The sequence below is a fragment of the Kingella sp. (in: b-proteobacteria) genome (assembly GCF_030527935.1).
Taxonomy (GTDB): domain Bacteria; phylum Pseudomonadota; class Gammaproteobacteria; order Burkholderiales; family Neisseriaceae; genus Kingella_B.
In genome coordinates this window covers 1-13,620 of the sequence record NZ_JAUMZV010000025.1, presented here as the reverse complement: position 1 = coordinate 13,620, position 13,620 = coordinate 1, and the positions used below count along the sequence as shown (strand labels likewise).

Genomic DNA, 13,620 nt, shown 5'->3' with positions numbered 1-13,620 from the left:
GGAGATTTAATTATGAATCCAGAGAAACAAAAAACTTATGTTAAACTTATCAAAAGTTTGTTTAATGGCATGGTTGATGCTGAACCGTATCAAATCACGGAAGAAGTCGTAGAAATGGTGGATACCATGTTTGACGAAATTTCCACTTGCCATGAGCGCATCCGTCCGTTAGCTATTATGGCTGATTTCATTGCAGGCAGCGTGTACAAACTCTTGCCCAATGAACTAACCTATTTATTTGGACACAAAAATTTTAACGAATATCTGAAAGCTACCGCACGCGATGAAGTCATGTCTTTTTTACGACAAAGCAAGACAAATGCAGCTTTGAAAGTGATGGAAGCCTTTGTTGATAGTTGGCTGAAATACACTGCCAAAGACCGCCGCATGAAAATTTGTATTGTTTCAGGGCAAACTCGCTGGCGTTCTGCGATAACTAACGCCTTAATGGGCATTTAAGGAGCAAGCGATGTGGGATAAATTCAAGAAAAACATGGATATTATTCTTTGGCTAGTCTTAACCATTTGGATTGTCTTTTTTCCCGATACCGACCCCGAAGCATTGAAATATGCGCGGTATGGTTATTGGAATATCCATTCGCCCTTGTATCCTTATGCCCGCATCGTTTTTCCCATTATTGTAGGTTGCGGCATTATTTACCGCAGAATCCGAAAATAACTGCCTTTATGCGTTGGAGACAAAATTATGAGCCCTGTTCAATCTGTTTATCGTTTAGCCGATTTGCTGGCAGAAATCCCGCCCGATGGCTTGCCGCGTGTGGCAGATTGGGACGAAATGCCCGATAAAGGCAAAGAGTGTGTACCTAGTTTTGTACTTGAACAATTTTGCGATAAGGCAGCCTGAAAAGGCTGCTTTTTTTTAACCCCGTCGCCTGTGTGCGGCGTTTTTTATTGGAGAAACCTATGTTAATCAAAAACATTAAACCCGCTGTCGTGGTGTTAAACGGTATCACGGTGCTTGCGCCAATGCAGGAAGCGGAAGTGGCAGATGATGATGCAGGCGTGTTGAGCTTGGTTGAAAGTGAGCACTTGGAAGTGTTGGACAAGCCTAAACGCGAGAAAAAACAATGATTGAAAAACTGCGCTTGCTTTGCCTTTATGCGGCTTCTGCTGACGATGCACTGCTGGAAAAGATGCTGTTTTTGGCGGCGGAGTTTGCGCCGCCTTGTTTATCGGACAAGCTGAAAGAACGTGCGGTGTTATATTACGCGGGCTATTTGGCGGTAAACGCACTTTCGGCAGCAGCGCAAGGGGCGGTGGTTATGCCTGTGGGCGTGGTGTCGGAGCGTGAGGGCGATTTGTCACGCAGCTATGGCAACAACGGCGGCGACCCTTGCGGTTATTTGGCGCAGTATCAAAAGCTGGCAGATTTGTGCAAACGCGGAGCGATTATTGTGTCGCAATATGGTGGCGGCTGTGGATGTGGAAATTAACGATTTTGGCTTGGATGACATCATCAGCAACACGCAAAGGCTGAATGGGCGGGTGGTTAAGGTGGGTATTCAAGGCGGTTCGCATGATGATATGGTGGACATTGCCATTTACAACCATTTCGGCACGCGCCATATTCCCGCCCGCCCATTTATGACTGATTGCGCGGAGCAAAACGCAGCGCAAATTAGCGAAGTGCAGCGGCGGGTGGTGTATCGTGTGTTGGACGGGGCGGATGCGGACGCGATGTTGCATCAACTGGGCAACTGGTATCGCGATGTGCAAAAGGCGCATATTCGCCATGGCAATTGGATACCCAATGCGCCCGCTACGATTAGGCGCAAAGGGTCTGACCGTCCGTTGATTGATACGGGGCAGTTGGTTAATTCGGTGCAATACGAAGTGGACTGAAAATGGGATTACGCAAACAACACGCCATCCGCCGCTTTACCGATGGCGCGTATATCAAGGGACGCTGGCAAGCGGGTGCGCCAAGCGAAATGCTGCTGATTAACGCATCGGTGCAGCCGATACGCAACGATGAGCGGGAGAATTTGCCCGAAGGCAAGCGCATGGGGCGGGCGGTCAAGATTTATACCGATGCGCTGCTGCGCGTGGATGACAACATGGGCGATGTGTTGCTGTGGCTGGGGACGGAATATCGCATCATCGCGCAGGCGCGGTTTCAGATGGGCGTGATTAGCCATTATCGTTATTACGCGGTATCGGAGCAGCCATGAAAGAGAATTTGTACGATGTTTTGGCTGCGCTGTTGCCTGTGCCGCTGATTTGGGCTTATGAAAATGGTAGGCAGCCTGAAAATGTGTTTGCCACGCTGGATGTGCGTTCGGTGGATGCGCGTTTGCCTGTGATGCGTGCACCGATTGATGGCAGCCGTGCGCTGAATGCGGTGCGCGAAGCGGCGGTAACGGTGCAATGCTACGGCAAGAGTGCATTTGAGCTTTTAGACGCGCTGGCTATGGCGTTGCAAACCGAAGCGGCAGCCGATGCGCTGGAAGCAGCGAATGCGGCGGTGTTTGATATAGAGCGGGTGCAGTCTGTGCCTAAATTGTTTGAAGCGCAGTATCACGAGCAGGCGGTGTTGTCGTTTCGCTATCGCTATATGGCAACAGCGGACGAAACCGTGCCTGTGATTGATAAGGCGATTTTAGATGTAACCACGCGGCAATAGCCGCTTTTTTTATGGAGTTTTGACATGGCAAAATTAGACCGATTGGTTAATTTGAACATTTCGCTGAACACGACGGCAATCGCTACCGAAAGTTTTAGCGATATGATGATTGTAGGCACGCATGCTGCCAGCACGGCACGCATGATGGCGATTACTTCGGCGGGCGAGTTGCTGGATATGGGCTTATCGGCAAGCGACCCGATTTACAAGGCAGCATTGGCGGCATTTTCGCAAACGCCTACGCTGGCGAAAGTGTATATCGGGCGACGCGCTGCCAGCAAAATTGTGCTCACAGGCGAGCAGATTACCGCCAAAATCACGCTGCCCAGCGGCGAAGTGTTGGATATAGACGGCACGGCGGCGCAATGTGCGGCTGCCCTACCCGTCACGCTGAAAGCCACCGCCAACAGCGACACGCTAACGATTGCGGCGGATATTGCGGTAAAACTTGCCAAAGGCGCAATGGCGATAACCACCACCGAAAGCTACACCGATGCACTGAACGAAATCATCAAGGCAGGCGGTTCTTGGTATGGCTTGGTGATTACCGAACGCACAGAAAGCGCGGTGTTGGAAGTAGCCGCATGGGCAGAAGCCAATGTTAAGCTGTTCGGCACAGCTACCGATGATGCGAAAGTGTTAAACGGCGCAGTTCGCACCGATATTGCTTCTAAACTGATGGATAAGCAGTATTTCCGCAGTTTTGTGGTGTTTGACCGCGAAGCGACAACGGAATTTAACGAAGCCGCGATAATGGCAAAATGCTTTACCTTTTACCCAGGCGGAGAGACGTGGGCAAATAAACGCCTTGCAGGCATTACCGCCGACCGTTTAGCGGAAGGCGAATACATCGCCGCCAGCGGCAAAAACTGTACTACGTTTGAGATGTTTAAATCGTTTGCGCTGACCCAAGGCGGTAAAACAGCGGCGGGCGAGTGGATTGACGTGATTCGTTTCCGCGATTGGTTACATAACGAAATGCAGGCGGATGTGGCGTTTGCGCTGATTAACGGCGACGGCAAAATCCCCTACACCGATGAGGGCATCACAATTCTTGCCAATGCTATGCAAAAATCGTTACAACTGGGCGTGCGCCGTGGTGGCATCGCGCCCGAAGAGTTGGATGAAAATGACAAAATCATTCCCAGCTACACGATTAAAAAACCCAAAGCCGCGCAAATTTCGCCCAATAACAAAGCCAGTCGGGTGTTGAACGATTTGGGCGGCTCGGCGCGTTTGGCAGGGGCAATTCATGTGGCAAATATTAAATTTAGTTTGGGTTACGAGTAAAAGGAATAAACCATGAGCGCAGTAAAAACTTATTCGCCTGACCGCGTAAAGCTGGTGGTGGGCGTGCATTCGGTTACGGGCTATGCAGATGGCACGTTTGTGAGCATTGAACCCTTGGGCGATGGTATCACATCGCAAGCAGGTGCAGACGGCGAAGTAGCGCGGGTAATGAGCGCGGATAAACGTGTGAAAATCACGCTGACTTTGCAACAAACCAGCCGCAGCAATGATGTGTTGAATACATTGCTTTCTATTGACCATTTGAGTGGCGGCGATAAGCCGTTTCCGTTGATGCTGACCGACTTGCGTGGCAGCACGTTGGTTGCTACCGATGCCGCTTGGATTGTGAACCGCCCCACGGTGGAATTTGGCAAAGAGTTGTGCAACCGTGAATGGGTAATTGAAACCGCACGCGCGGCGTTTAGCGTAGGGGGAAATAGCTGATGCAAACAATTGAAACCAAAGTGGGCAAAAACACGTTTTTTATTACTAAGCTCAATGCTTTTGAAGCCTTGCCTGTGTTTGGCGATTTACAAAAAGAATTGTTGCCTGCGCTGGGTGCGCTTTTGGGCAGCCTGAAAGATGATTTGGGCGATGCGAATTTGGAAAAGGCGGTAGAAAAACTATCGGCGCAGCTAGATGGCAAATCGCTGGAACGCTGGACAACGCGCTTGCTGGATGATGGGCATATTGCCTATGAAGATGACAGCGGCGAAGCGGTGCGCTTTAAGTTGGCGCGTGATGGGCATATCTTTGATGATTTTGCCGAAGTGTTGCAGCTTTTGGTGGTCGTGATTAAAGAAAATTTTGCCACCCCTTTGACGCGCTGGCTAAACCTTTCTGGACTGGCGGGTTTAGCCGAAAAAACGAAAGCGTAGGGCAGTTTCGCGCCGATTTGGAAGCGGAATTTTTGATTTGGCGACCTGTGATGGCGCGAAAAATCAGCCTTGCCGAAGTGAAAAACGGCACGGCCGATTTGGTGGACTTGATGAAAATCAATGCTATTTTGGATATGCAAGATGAAGCCCAAGCGCGGGAAGCGGCGAAGTGGAATTAAGCTCTTTCTGCCAACAATCGTAATGCCGCTTTGAACACAGCAGTTTGTGATTCGCCACGCTCCGCCGCCAAGCGTTCCAGCAGCGCAATGGTTTCGGGGTCTAGTGCAAAGGTTTTTTGACGGATGCCGTTTTTTTCGCGGCTTTTGCGGTTGTATGCCGCTTGGTCGTATTTTTTCGTTTGCATGATTTTCTTTGTTGATTTAAGATTAGGGCATCGGGTTTGGCAGTGCCACCTGCCGCCCCCGATTTCTTAGTTCCTTAGTAAGCGTTACTGCTTGCCAACATCAGAACCAAGAAGAAGAGAATTTGAATGGTGAGCTTCATTTTCTTTCTCCCTAGTGAGTGCCCATCGGAAACGGTGGGCATTTCCGTTTGTTGAAACACTCAACAGGGATAATTTTAATACATATTAGAAAATAATTCAAGTTTAATCCGCCCCAAAGGCGGTTTTTTTATGCCTGAAAGGTTTTGCCATGATTGCACGAGAATTGGTTACGCTGCTGCGGTTTAGAATGGAAAGGGCGGGTTTGAACCAGTTTTTAAATGGTTTGAATCATGCGCGAAGTCGGGCGCAGGCGGCGGCAAATGATATTCGGCGCAGCTTTGCCAGTATGCGTTTGCAGCAACGAAACAGCGGGGCGATTTACAACCGCTCGCTGGATAGGTTGGGCATTCGCTCGGATGCGCAGATTTATGCGGAAATTCGCAGGGCACAGTTAGCTTATACGGCGTTTCGGCGTACGGGCATGGCAACCCATGCGGAGCTTGACCGTGCTTGGGCGAGAACACGCGAACGCATCAGAGAGTTGCGTGGCGAGTTGCGCAGCAGTGGTAGTTCGTTGGGTAAATGGCTAGGCGCGGCAGCGGTAGCCCAAACGGCTATGTCGTTTGCCAGCACTTCCGACCAAATCAGCGGTGCGGTGGCGCAGGCTTCTTTGTATGCCGACAATGAAAAGGCAGTTATTGCGCAGATTTTCAAAAACGCGCAGGCGGCGGGGACGGACTGGCAAGCGGGCGTGGATATGTATGGCTCGGTGGCACGCAGCAAAAAGGCTTTGGGCTTGGATGATGTGGCGGCGGTGCAGTTATCGGATTTGGTTTCCAAGGCAGTTGCCACCACCAGCAAAGGTGCGGGGCAGGATTCGGCGGCGATTTTGCAGTTTTCGCAGGCGTTGGCTTCGGGCGTATTGCGCGGCGATGAGTTAAATTCTATTTTGGAAAACTCGGGCGGGCTGGCGATGTCTATTGCGGATGCTTTTGGCGTGGGCGTGGGCGAGTTGCGCGAGATGGGCAAAGCGGGCAAGTTGTCATCCAAAGAGATGGCGGAAGGTTTGCTGAAACAGGCGGACAAGATTAACGATAAATTCGCCAAGATACCTAAAACATTTGGCAGTGGCATGACGAAAATTCGCAATGCTTGGTCGCGCATGGTGTTTAACATCAACCATGCAACGGGGGCAGGCGAAGCGTTTTACAAGGTTTGCAGCTTGATTGCGGATAACTTGGAAGCGATTGGCAAGGCAGCGGCGTTGGCGGCGGTGGTGTATGGGGTTTCGCGTTTAAACCATGCTTTGCTGGGTGCGGTGGGCAGCGCAGGCAGCCTGAAAACGCTGTTACATGGCATAGGCATGAGCGCGAAAGTATCGCTGTTGCCGTTTTTGAAAATCGCGGCAGTGCTGTATGGCATCTATTTGATTGTGGATGACATTATGGTGTGGCTGAACGGTGGGCAGTCGGTATTGGGGGAACTGATTGGCTCATCGGCAAAATGGAAAACGCAGGTTGATTGGATAAAAGAAAAGCTGGGCTGGGTGTGGGACAAGCTGGGGCAGATTAAGGCGGCTTTGGGCGGCGCAGGGGAAACAATGGGCAAGTGGCTGACGAAAATAGCGGCGTTGGTGGCGGTGGGCATGGTGGTGTTTAAGGTGTTTATGCTGCTGTATGGGGCGACAAAATTTATTGCGCTGGGCATCCGCTTGATTACGGCAGCAATGGCGGCTAATCCGATTTTGCTGGCAATTATGGCAATCATCGCGGCAATTTGGCTGATTTATCAAAACTGGGACAAGATTGTGCCGTATCTGCTGGCGGCATGGGACTGGGTAAAAGATAAGGCGGCGGCGGTTTGGCAATGGATTACTGCGCAGGTTGCGGCGGCGATTGATTGGATGGCTGCCAAGTTGTCGGCGGTGCGCGATGGCTGGGATGTGGTGGTGGCGTTTATCAAAGCAACGTGGGATGGCATCAAGCAAAAGGCGGTTGCCGCATGGCAAGCCATCAGCAGCAGCGCAACGGATATTTGGAGCGGCATCATCAATACCATCAATGGGCTGTGGGATAAGGCGATTGGCTACTTTAAGGATAAGTGGGCAAGCGCGGCAGCGGCAGTGCGGGGCTGGTTTGATTGGATTCCGAGCTTGGGCGGTGGCAGCATCAATGTGAGCCATACGGTAAACGCGAGTGCGATGGCGGGCGGGGCGCGGGCGGGCGTGGTCAATAATGTTACGCAGAACATTACGGCTAACGGCGTAAGCAATCCTGCGCAAGCTGCGCCGCGTATGGCGCGTAATTCGTTTGTGATAAAAGGGTCTTGATGATGAATTTTCAGGCTGCCTATGATGGCGTGAAAAACGCGGCGGGCAAGGTAAACAAGCTGGTGAATATGGTGTTTGGCATCGGTGGGACAACGGTGGGGGCGTTGTCGTTGGATGCGCTGATTGAAGAAACCACAGAGCTTTCGGCAAATGTTACCCAGTATGCGGTGGAAGAAGGTGCGCCGATTTCTGACCATATTGGCGTGGAATCGGAGCGGCTGAATATCAGCGGGGTGGTATCGGGGGCGAGCGTGGTGTTGTTTGGCGATGCGGGCAAAACCAAATTGGTGCAAGCCAAAGCCTTGCTACGGCAAATGCACGAGAAACGCGAGCCGATTGCTATTGTGTCGGGCTTGGATTTTTACGCGGATTATGCGATGACCAACTGCACCATTCGGCGCGGGGTGGATGAGAAGTTTGATGTGGAAATGTCGTTTATCAAAATTCGCAAGGCGCAACCGCGTGAAGCTGATGTACCGCCACAAAAAGCCAGCGGCAAAGCCAAGGGCAAGGCTGGAGCAACAGGCGCACGCAAGGGCAAAACTGCCAACAAAACGGCGCGCAGAAGCAGCGTGCCGAAAACCGCGCAGCCTGCGGCTGCTACAGGGCAGCCTGAAAAGCAGCGCAGCAAACTACACAGGGATTTATTCTAAGGGGAGCTTATGCTGGCTTTAACTTTGGCAGATGACAACGATTTTGTGATTGAAGCGGAATTAGACGGCGTGGAGTACGCGCTGCATTTTGCGTGGAATGATGAAAACGGTTATTGGGCGTTGGGTTTAGAAAACGGCGAGCCGCAGTTTGCGGGTTTACGCATTCGCCCGAATGTGGATATTTTGGCGGGATTGCGCCATTTGGCTGTGCCGCAAGGGGTGTTGTTTTGCGATGGCGAGCCTGACCGCATGGCGTTTGTGGATGGGCGTTCGCAGATGATTTATGCGGGAGTGGACGATGTTTAACCGAACTTATCGCTTGTTGGTGGGCAACGCGGGTAAAAAAGGGCTGGAAATTGCACCGCCGTTTCATATTGAGTTTGATGTGGAGAAAACCGTCAAGGAAGATCCGAATAAATGCCAAGTGAAAATTTATAATTTGAAGCCTGATACCCGCCGCGCGTTGGAACAGCCCGATGTGATGGCGGTATTGTATGCAGGTTACGGCGCGGATGCGGTGTTGCTGGCAGCGGGTGCGGTGATTGAGTGTCTGACGGCGTTTGATGGGCAAAATGTGGTAACGGCATTGGAATTGGCAGATGGCTGGGTAGAGTTGCGCGATTGTTATGTGTCGCTGGGCTATGCGGGCGGGGTGCCGGCGCACGCGGTTATCCGCGAAATTGCGCGGCAAATGGGGCTGGTTCTGGAAATGGCGGCTACTTTACCCGACCATGTTTGGCAACATGGCTTTTCGCATCATGGCGCGGCGCGGATTGCGCTGGGCAAGGCAACGGCTGCGGCGGGGCTGTCGTGGTCTATCCAAAATCAGGTGTTGCGAGTGGTAAAACAGTATGGCGCAACGCCACGCCGTGCGGTGGTACTGGCGGCGGATAGCGGCTTGGTGGGCTTTCCTGAACGCTTTGCCCAAGCGGCAAGCGGTAAGGCTGCCAAAGGTAATGCAGCAGGCGCGGTGGAAAAAAAACGCTATGGCTGGAAAGTGAAATCGTTGTTGTTGCCACAAGTGAACCCGAGCGATGTGTTGAAGCTGGAATCCAAGCAGGTAAATGGTTTTTTTCAGGTGGAAAAGGTAAGGCATTCGGGCGGATTTGATGGTGGCGATTGGATAAGCGAGTTTGAAGTGTTTGATTGGAATGAGCCACTGCCTGAACAGAAGCAAGTAAAAAGAAAAAAATAAACGCCGCATGACGCGGCGTGGTTTATTTGAGCGGAACAATGGCAATCGTTTTGCCTAAGGGCGCAAGCAGTTTGAGCAAGGTTTCAAGCTGTGGGTTGCTTTGTCCGCGCTCCATGCGGGCGATAACGGGTTGTTTCACGCCGCTTAATTCTTCCAAGCGTTTTTGTGTGATGCCTGCTTCTTGGCGGGCGTGAATCAGCTCGCTGATGATGGCAACGCGCAAATTGCTTTCGTTGATTTCTTCGGGGGTAAAGATTTCGCGTTCAAAGTCATTCCAGTTGCTACCGATGGGGTTCATGTTTGGCTCCTTTCAATAAGGTCGTTTAAGTTGGATTGGGCGCGTTCTATTTCGCGGCGCGGGGTTTTTTGCGTGGTTTTTAGAAAGATGTGTAACAACACAAATTGATTGCCATTCTATGCAGCAAACAAAACCCGTCGCCGTTGTGGACGCAATTCCCAAATGTCGCCTGTGATGTGCTTGATATAGGGTTCTCCTGCACGAGTGCCGTGTTGTTTGAGAATTTCTATGTAGTCGCGGATTTTATTGAGTTGAATGCGGCTGCTCTTATCTTGTTTGGCGGCTAATTCCTGCAAATATTCTTTAACGGGTTCGTTGCCGCGCGGGTCGCAGTAAAAAACAACGCTGTACATGGTTACTCCTTAATATTTTAAACATTATAACTTAAAAGTTATAAAATGGCAACGTTACCCGCCTGCGCGGGTTTTTTTTATGGAAAAATCAAATGGATATTTCAGATTTACGCGAGATGATGCAAACAGAATTGGAAGCGGTGCATACTACGTTGGCGGGCAAGATTGTGGCTTGGGATGGTTCGCGGGCGGTGGTGCGCCCTGCTTTGCCGCGTGCGTTGCGTGATGGTTCGGCTTTGCCTGCGCCGCAGATTGTGTCTGTGCCTGTATGTTTTCCTGTGGGCGCGGGTGGGGTGGCAATGATAACGGTGCCGCTGGCGGCGGGCGATGATGTGTTGCTGCATTTTTCAGAAACGGCGATTGATGGTTGGCTTTCAGGGTCGGATGCTGCGCCTGATGACCCGCGCCGTTTTGATTTAAGCGATTGCTTTGCTTCGCCTGTGTTGCGTCCTACGGTGGGCGCGGCGGATACGGAGAATGTATCGCTGTCGTTTGGTGCGGGCAGCCTGAAAATTGCGCCATCGGGGGAAATCACGATTGCTGCGCCCAAGGTTACGATTAATGCGCCTGTGATTAACAATGGGCTGGTAAGCATCAATCAGGGCATGAATAACGGCGCGGGCGGGGCGGTGGCGTGTAGTGGTGGCTTTGAGATTGTGGGCGGCGATGTGGTGGCGGATGGTATTTCGCATAAATGGCATACGCATCGCGGCGATAGCGGCGGACAAACAGGAGCGGCGCAATGAGTGTGGATTTGAAATTAGATGCTTCGCATGATTTGGATTGGACTGATGGGCGACTGCATTTTGTGGCGGACGAGCAGCGAATTAGGCAGCAAGTGGTGGTTACGCTGAAAACGTTTTTGGGCGAGTGGTTTTTGGATAACACGCATGGGGTGCCGTATTTGGAGAATATTCTTGTGAAAAATCCCAATCGTGCGGAAGTGGAAGCGATTTTGCGGGCGAAAATTAAGGCTGTGCCAAATGTGGCGGGCGTGCCGAAAATGCAGTTGTTGCTGAACCATCCTACGCGCTCGCTGGTTACGGTGTTTGAAATTGAAACGGATGATGGGCGTGTGATTGCGGAGGTAAGAATATGAATGGGGTTACACCTTATGGGTTTGTGAAAATGCGGCTGCCTGAAATTCGACAGGCGATTGCAGCTGATTTGAAAAATCGCTTGGTGGCGGCGGGGCTGGACGGCAATATTGAAACGCGCCCTGATAGTGTGCTGGGCATTTTGATTGATACGTTTGCGGAGCGGGAAGCGGCGTTGTGGGAGAACGCGGAAGCGGTTTACAACGCGATGTATCCGCAAACGGCGGCGGGGGTGTCGCTTGACCGTGCGGTGTCATTAGCTGGCGTGTCGCGCTTGGCGGCGCAAAAGGCTTATACGCGGTTGATTTTTTGGGGTGCAAAAGGGACGGTTGTTCCCAAAGGAGCGCAGGCTTCGGCGGAAAATGGCTCGCTGTGGGCAACGGATGAAGAGGTAAGCATTTCAGAGACGGCTGCGGCTGGTTTGGTATTGCAGGCGGTGGGCGATGATGTAGGCTTAACGTGCAATGGTGTGATGTATCGTTTTTCGGGTAAGCAGCCATTGGCAGGCTTGGCGGCGAAGTTTGAAAGTTCGGGTTTGTTGGCTGGCTATGATGGGGTAGCTTTAACGCTGACGGTGCAAGATGGCGTAAACCGCCGTTTTGGCGATTTTGTGGGTTTGCAGGTGTTGGAAATCGGCACGGCGGTGGCGGCGACGGCAAGCGACAATGAAGCTACGGCGGCGGCAGGCGAGATTAACCGTTTGGTTGAGCCTGTGGCAAATCGGGTGAGCAATCCGATGGCGGCTTCGGCGGGGCGGGCGGTGGAAACGGATGCGGAGTTGGCGTATCGGCATAGCATGGCGGCGTATCGGCTGGGGCGGGCAACGCTGCCTGCGCTGGCGGCGAATATTCGTGCGGATGTGCCGCAAATCCGCGAGATTGGGGTGTTTGCCAACCATGATGATGCGCCAGATGCTTATGGTCGGTTGCCGCATTCGGTGCATGTGGTGGCGGATGGCGGCGATGTGGAAGCTATCGCGCGGGCAATTTGGACATATAAGGCGGCGGGCATTGATACGCATGGCAGTATTGTGCAGGAAATTCAAACGGATTTTGGGCGGCAAACGGTGCGCTTTGACCGCATCACGCCTGTTTATGTGTGGATTCAGGCGCGGATTACGCTGTTGCCTGAATCGGAGCAGGTTTTCCCTGCGGCGGGCTTTGCGCAAATCCGCGAAAATTTGTTGCAGGCGAGTGCGTTATTTGGCTTGGGCGATGATGTGCTGTATCAGAAGCTGTATTACGCGGTGTTTCGCACGGCGGGGGTGGCAACGGTGGATTTGAAAATAGCGCACAGAACGAAGCCTACGGAAAAGCCTGTTGATTTTCAGGCTGCCAATTTAACCATTGCGCCGTTTGCCAAGGCTTATTTTGATGTGGCAAGGATTGAGGTGTCGTGATGCATGATGAGATTGCTTGGCATCATTGCTTGGCGCAGTTTTCAGGCAGCCTGAAATTGGAAGCGTTGGTGCGTAGCTTGTATGCGCCTGCTAATGCGTTGCAAACGGCTTATGATGATTTGCTGAATATGCGTCATTTGGCAACAGCGCAAGGGGTGCAGTTGGATGGCATTGGGCAGCTTGTGGGCTTGCCGCGCGAAGTGGATGCGGTGTTGTTTGCTCAATTTTTCGGCTTTGATGGGCAAAACGGTATTTTGAGTTTTAACAAGGCGCGGATTCGCCGCGAGCATGAAAAGAATGTGCAAGGCGGTATTGTGCTGGACGATGGGCAGTATCGCCGTTTGCTGTATTGGAAAATTGCGGCAAACAATGGCTGCGGTTCTGCGCCTGAAATTGCGGCGGCGGTTAAGGCGGTGTTTTTGGCGGAAGAAGTGCGGGTGCAGGATAGGGGCAACGCGAAAATCCGTGTGTGGTTTCAAAAATCGGCGGCAACCCCTGCGGCGATTTTGACCGATGCGGCGCGTTGGATTCCGCGAGCGGGCGGGGTGGGCATGGAAGTGGTGGTTGCGCCCAAGGCGGATAAGGCGTTTGGCTTTATTTCGCAGCGATTGTATGGTTTTGGCATCGGGAAATTGGTGCAGCGAATTGTTTGACGGCGAAAGCCGTCTTTTTTATGGAGACTTGACTATGGCAATAAATACCTTGGATGCGTTTAGCATGGCTTGGGGAGAGAACGGCGGGCGGTTTGATTGGCAGCCTGCGCAGTATCGACAGGGCTGGGCAACGATTGGCGATGTGCCGCCGAGCGTGGAGCAGTTTAACGCGCTGCATTATTTGCAAGACGAAAAGGCGAATTTTTTGTATCGCCAACTGGCGGGTGTGGTGGCAAAGGCGGGCAATCAATACACAGAAACAGCAGCAGCTTCGTTGTTGCTAGACAGTATTCAAAAGATTATCCGCGACAGCGCGGCAAGCGATAAGCGAGCGGGCGTGATGAAAGTGCTGAATGTGTTGGATAGTGTGGATACGCTTTCTGCGC

22 protein-coding genes and 2 pseudogenes are annotated in these 13,620 nt (G+C 52.0%); 21 read left to right on the top strand and 3 right to left on the bottom strand.

All coding sequences use genetic code 11. The features are described 5' to 3' along the window. The first annotated feature begins 12 nt into the window (after positions 1–12). From Q4A85_RS08830 to Q4A85_RS08775, 12 genes are read left to right on the top strand one after another with little or no spacing between them, the layout of a single operon-like run. Positions 13–459, top strand: a complete 447-nt coding sequence (locus tag Q4A85_RS08830; protein ID WP_303109544.1) for a hypothetical protein — start codon at positions 13–15, stop codon at positions 457–459. A gap of 10 nt (positions 460–469) precedes the next feature. After that, entirely contained in the window at positions 470–679 is a 210-nt protein-coding gene (locus Q4A85_RS08825) for a hypothetical protein (protein WP_303109542.1), read from the top strand. Between the two features lie 27 nt (positions 680–706). Then, complete coding sequence (locus Q4A85_RS08820; protein ID WP_303109540.1) at positions 707–865, top strand: hypothetical protein; 159 nt, start codon at positions 707–709, stop codon at positions 863–865. Positions 866–924: 59 nt separating this feature from the next. After that, positions 925–1,092, top strand: coding sequence for a hypothetical protein (locus Q4A85_RS08815; RefSeq protein WP_303109539.1), 168 nt, complete (start codon positions 925–927; stop codon positions 1,090–1,092). Then, positions 1,089–1,454, top strand: coding sequence for a DUF4054 domain-containing protein (locus Q4A85_RS08810; RefSeq protein ID WP_303109538.1), 366 nt, complete (start codon positions 1,089–1,091; stop codon positions 1,452–1,454). The genes Q4A85_RS08815 and Q4A85_RS08810 overlap by 4 nt, the downstream gene beginning before the upstream one ends. Further along, positions 1,414–1,863, top strand: a complete 450-nt coding sequence (locus Q4A85_RS08805; RefSeq protein WP_303109536.1) for a hypothetical protein — start codon at positions 1,414–1,416, stop codon at positions 1,861–1,863. The genes Q4A85_RS08810 and Q4A85_RS08805 overlap by 41 nt, the downstream gene beginning before the upstream one ends. Before the next feature lie 2 nt (positions 1,864–1,865). Continuing rightward, on the top strand, positions 1,866–2,192 hold the full coding sequence (locus Q4A85_RS08800) for a hypothetical protein (protein ID WP_303109534.1): 327 nt from the start codon (positions 1,866–1,868) through the stop codon (positions 2,190–2,192). After that, the gene (locus Q4A85_RS08795; protein ID WP_303109533.1) at positions 2,189–2,644 is read left to right on the top strand and encodes a hypothetical protein; all 456 of its coding nucleotides are present in this window, start codon (positions 2,189–2,191) and stop codon (positions 2,642–2,644) included. Before Q4A85_RS08800 ends, Q4A85_RS08795 begins: the two co-directional genes overlap by 4 nt. 24 nt (positions 2,645–2,668) lie before the next feature. After that, positions 2,669–3,934, top strand: a complete 1,266-nt coding sequence (locus tag Q4A85_RS08790; RefSeq protein ID WP_303109532.1) for a DUF3383 family protein — start codon at positions 2,669–2,671, stop codon at positions 3,932–3,934. A 12-nt stretch (positions 3,935–3,946) separates the two neighbouring features. Further along, positions 3,947–4,378, top strand: coding sequence for a phage protein (locus Q4A85_RS08785; RefSeq protein ID WP_303109531.1), 432 nt, complete (start codon positions 3,947–3,949; stop codon positions 4,376–4,378). Beyond that, the gene (locus tag Q4A85_RS08780) at positions 4,378–4,812 is read left to right on the top strand and encodes a phage tail assembly chaperone (RefSeq protein WP_303109530.1); all 435 of its coding nucleotides are present in this window, start codon (positions 4,378–4,380) and stop codon (positions 4,810–4,812) included. The genes Q4A85_RS08785 and Q4A85_RS08780 overlap by 1 nt, the downstream gene beginning before the upstream one ends. A 32-nt stretch (positions 4,813–4,844) precedes the next feature. Next, complete coding sequence (locus Q4A85_RS08775) at positions 4,845–4,991, top strand: hypothetical protein (RefSeq protein ID WP_303109528.1); 147 nt, start codon at positions 4,845–4,847, stop codon at positions 4,989–4,991. Here the strand turns inward: Q4A85_RS08775 and Q4A85_RS08770 are convergent. Next, positions 4,988–5,176, bottom strand: a complete 189-nt coding sequence (locus tag Q4A85_RS08770; RefSeq protein ID WP_303109526.1) for a ribbon-helix-helix protein, CopG family — start codon at positions 5,174–5,176, stop codon at positions 4,988–4,990. The genes Q4A85_RS08775 and Q4A85_RS08770 overlap by 4 nt on opposite strands. Positions 5,177–5,519: 343 nt before the next feature. Between Q4A85_RS08770 and Q4A85_RS08765 the strand changes: the two genes are divergently transcribed. The 4 genes from Q4A85_RS08765 to Q4A85_RS08750 are packed head-to-tail and all read left to right on the top strand — an operon-like array spanning position 5,520 to position 9,434. Further along, positions 5,520–7,586 (top strand): tape measure protein, encoded by a 2,067-nt coding sequence (locus tag Q4A85_RS08765; RefSeq protein ID WP_303109524.1) that lies wholly within the window; start codon positions 5,520–5,522, stop codon positions 7,584–7,586. Further along, positions 7,586–8,239, top strand: coding sequence for a phage baseplate protein (locus Q4A85_RS08760; RefSeq protein WP_303109523.1), 654 nt, complete (start codon positions 7,586–7,588; stop codon positions 8,237–8,239). The genes Q4A85_RS08765 and Q4A85_RS08760 overlap by 1 nt, the downstream gene beginning before the upstream one ends. A gap of 9 nt (positions 8,240–8,248) precedes the next feature. After that, positions 8,249–8,545, top strand: a complete 297-nt coding sequence (locus Q4A85_RS08755; protein ID WP_303109521.1) for a hypothetical protein — start codon at positions 8,249–8,251, stop codon at positions 8,543–8,545. Next, positions 8,538–9,434 (top strand): hypothetical protein, encoded by an 897-nt coding sequence (locus Q4A85_RS08750; RefSeq protein ID WP_303109520.1) that lies wholly within the window; start codon positions 8,538–8,540, stop codon positions 9,432–9,434. Before Q4A85_RS08755 ends, Q4A85_RS08750 begins: the two co-directional genes overlap by 8 nt. A gap of 22 nt (positions 9,435–9,456) precedes the next feature. Here the strand turns inward: Q4A85_RS08750 and Q4A85_RS08745 are convergent, their stop codons facing one another. Both Q4A85_RS08745 and Q4A85_RS08740 read right to left on the bottom strand, forming a co-directional pair. Continuing rightward, entirely contained in the window at positions 9,457–9,732 is a 276-nt protein-coding gene (locus Q4A85_RS08745; RefSeq protein WP_303109519.1) for a helix-turn-helix domain-containing protein, read from the bottom strand. Then, positions 9,729–10,085, bottom strand: a pseudogene (locus Q4A85_RS08740) (type II toxin-antitoxin system RelE/ParE family toxin). Before Q4A85_RS08740 ends, Q4A85_RS08745 begins: the two are co-directional and overlap by 4 nt. Before the next feature lie 92 nt (positions 10,086–10,177). On the opposite strand from Q4A85_RS08740, the gene Q4A85_RS08735 reads away from it, so the two are divergent. The 5 genes and pseudogenes from Q4A85_RS08735 to Q4A85_RS08715 all read left to right on the top strand — a co-directional run. Further along, the gene (locus tag Q4A85_RS08735; protein WP_303109517.1) at positions 10,178–10,831 is read left to right on the top strand and encodes a Gp138 family membrane-puncturing spike protein; all 654 of its coding nucleotides are present in this window, start codon (positions 10,178–10,180) and stop codon (positions 10,829–10,831) included. Continuing rightward, entirely contained in the window at positions 10,828–11,184 is a 357-nt protein-coding gene (locus Q4A85_RS08730) for a hypothetical protein (RefSeq protein WP_303109515.1), read from the top strand. Before Q4A85_RS08735 ends, Q4A85_RS08730 begins: the two co-directional genes overlap by 4 nt. Beyond that, a complete protein-coding gene (locus tag Q4A85_RS08725) occupies positions 11,181–12,581 on the top strand; it encodes a baseplate J/gp47 family protein (protein ID WP_303109513.1) in 1,401 nt (466 codons plus the stop codon). The genes Q4A85_RS08730 and Q4A85_RS08725 overlap by 4 nt, the downstream gene beginning before the upstream one ends. Next, positions 12,581–13,234 carry a DUF2612 domain-containing protein gene (locus Q4A85_RS08720; RefSeq protein WP_303109511.1) on the top strand — a complete coding sequence of 218 codons (654 nt, stop codon included), beginning with the start codon at positions 12,581–12,583 and terminating at the stop codon, positions 13,232–13,234. Before Q4A85_RS08725 ends, Q4A85_RS08720 begins: the two co-directional genes overlap by 1 nt. A 34-nt stretch (positions 13,235–13,268) precedes the next feature. Further along, positions 13,269–13,620 (top strand): annotated as a pseudogene (locus tag Q4A85_RS08715) (hypothetical protein); the annotation flags it as partial.

Bases quoted from the DNA above. Each gene is read 5' to 3' on its own strand.
- Q4A85_RS08790 (WP_303109532.1), top strand. From the start codon at position 2,669: ATGGCAAAATTAGACCGATTGGTTAATTTGAACATTTCGCTGAACACG.
- Q4A85_RS08770 (WP_303109526.1), bottom strand. From the start codon at position 5,176: ATGCAAACGAAAAAATACGACCAAGCGGCATACAACCGCAAAAGCCGC.
- Q4A85_RS08830 (WP_303109544.1), top strand. From the start codon at position 13: ATGAATCCAGAGAAACAAAAAACTTATGTTAAACTTATCAAAAGTTTG.
- Q4A85_RS08760 (WP_303109523.1), top strand. From the start codon at position 7,586: ATGATGAATTTTCAGGCTGCCTATGATGGCGTGAAAAACGCGGCGGGC.
- Q4A85_RS08720 (WP_303109511.1), top strand. From the start codon at position 12,581: ATGCATGATGAGATTGCTTGGCATCATTGCTTGGCGCAGTTTTCAGGC.
- Q4A85_RS08785 (WP_303109531.1), top strand. From the start codon at position 3,947: ATGAGCGCAGTAAAAACTTATTCGCCTGACCGCGTAAAGCTGGTGGTG.
- Q4A85_RS08755 (WP_303109521.1), top strand. From the start codon at position 8,249: ATGCTGGCTTTAACTTTGGCAGATGACAACGATTTTGTGATTGAAGCG.
- Q4A85_RS08725 (WP_303109513.1), top strand. From the start codon at position 11,181: ATGAATGGGGTTACACCTTATGGGTTTGTGAAAATGCGGCTGCCTGAA.
- Q4A85_RS08810 (WP_303109538.1), top strand. From the start codon at position 1,089: ATGATTGAAAAACTGCGCTTGCTTTGCCTTTATGCGGCTTCTGCTGAC.
- Q4A85_RS08800 (WP_303109534.1), top strand. From the start codon at position 1,866: ATGGGATTACGCAAACAACACGCCATCCGCCGCTTTACCGATGGCGCG.
- Q4A85_RS08820 (WP_303109540.1), top strand. From the start codon at position 707: ATGAGCCCTGTTCAATCTGTTTATCGTTTAGCCGATTTGCTGGCAGAA.
- Q4A85_RS08815 (WP_303109539.1), top strand. From the start codon at position 925: ATGTTAATCAAAAACATTAAACCCGCTGTCGTGGTGTTAAACGGTATC.
- Q4A85_RS08730 (WP_303109515.1), top strand. From the start codon at position 10,828: ATGAGTGTGGATTTGAAATTAGATGCTTCGCATGATTTGGATTGGACT.
- Q4A85_RS08735 (WP_303109517.1), top strand. From the start codon at position 10,178: ATGGATATTTCAGATTTACGCGAGATGATGCAAACAGAATTGGAAGCG.
- Q4A85_RS08750 (WP_303109520.1), top strand. From the start codon at position 8,538: ATGTTTAACCGAACTTATCGCTTGTTGGTGGGCAACGCGGGTAAAAAA.
- Q4A85_RS08780 (WP_303109530.1), top strand. From the start codon at position 4,378: ATGCAAACAATTGAAACCAAAGTGGGCAAAAACACGTTTTTTATTACT.
- Q4A85_RS08745 (WP_303109519.1), bottom strand. From the start codon at position 9,732: ATGAACCCCATCGGTAGCAACTGGAATGACTTTGAACGCGAAATCTTT.
- Q4A85_RS08825 (WP_303109542.1), top strand. From the start codon at position 470: ATGTGGGATAAATTCAAGAAAAACATGGATATTATTCTTTGGCTAGTC.
- Q4A85_RS08795 (WP_303109533.1), top strand. From the start codon at position 2,189: ATGAAAGAGAATTTGTACGATGTTTTGGCTGCGCTGTTGCCTGTGCCG.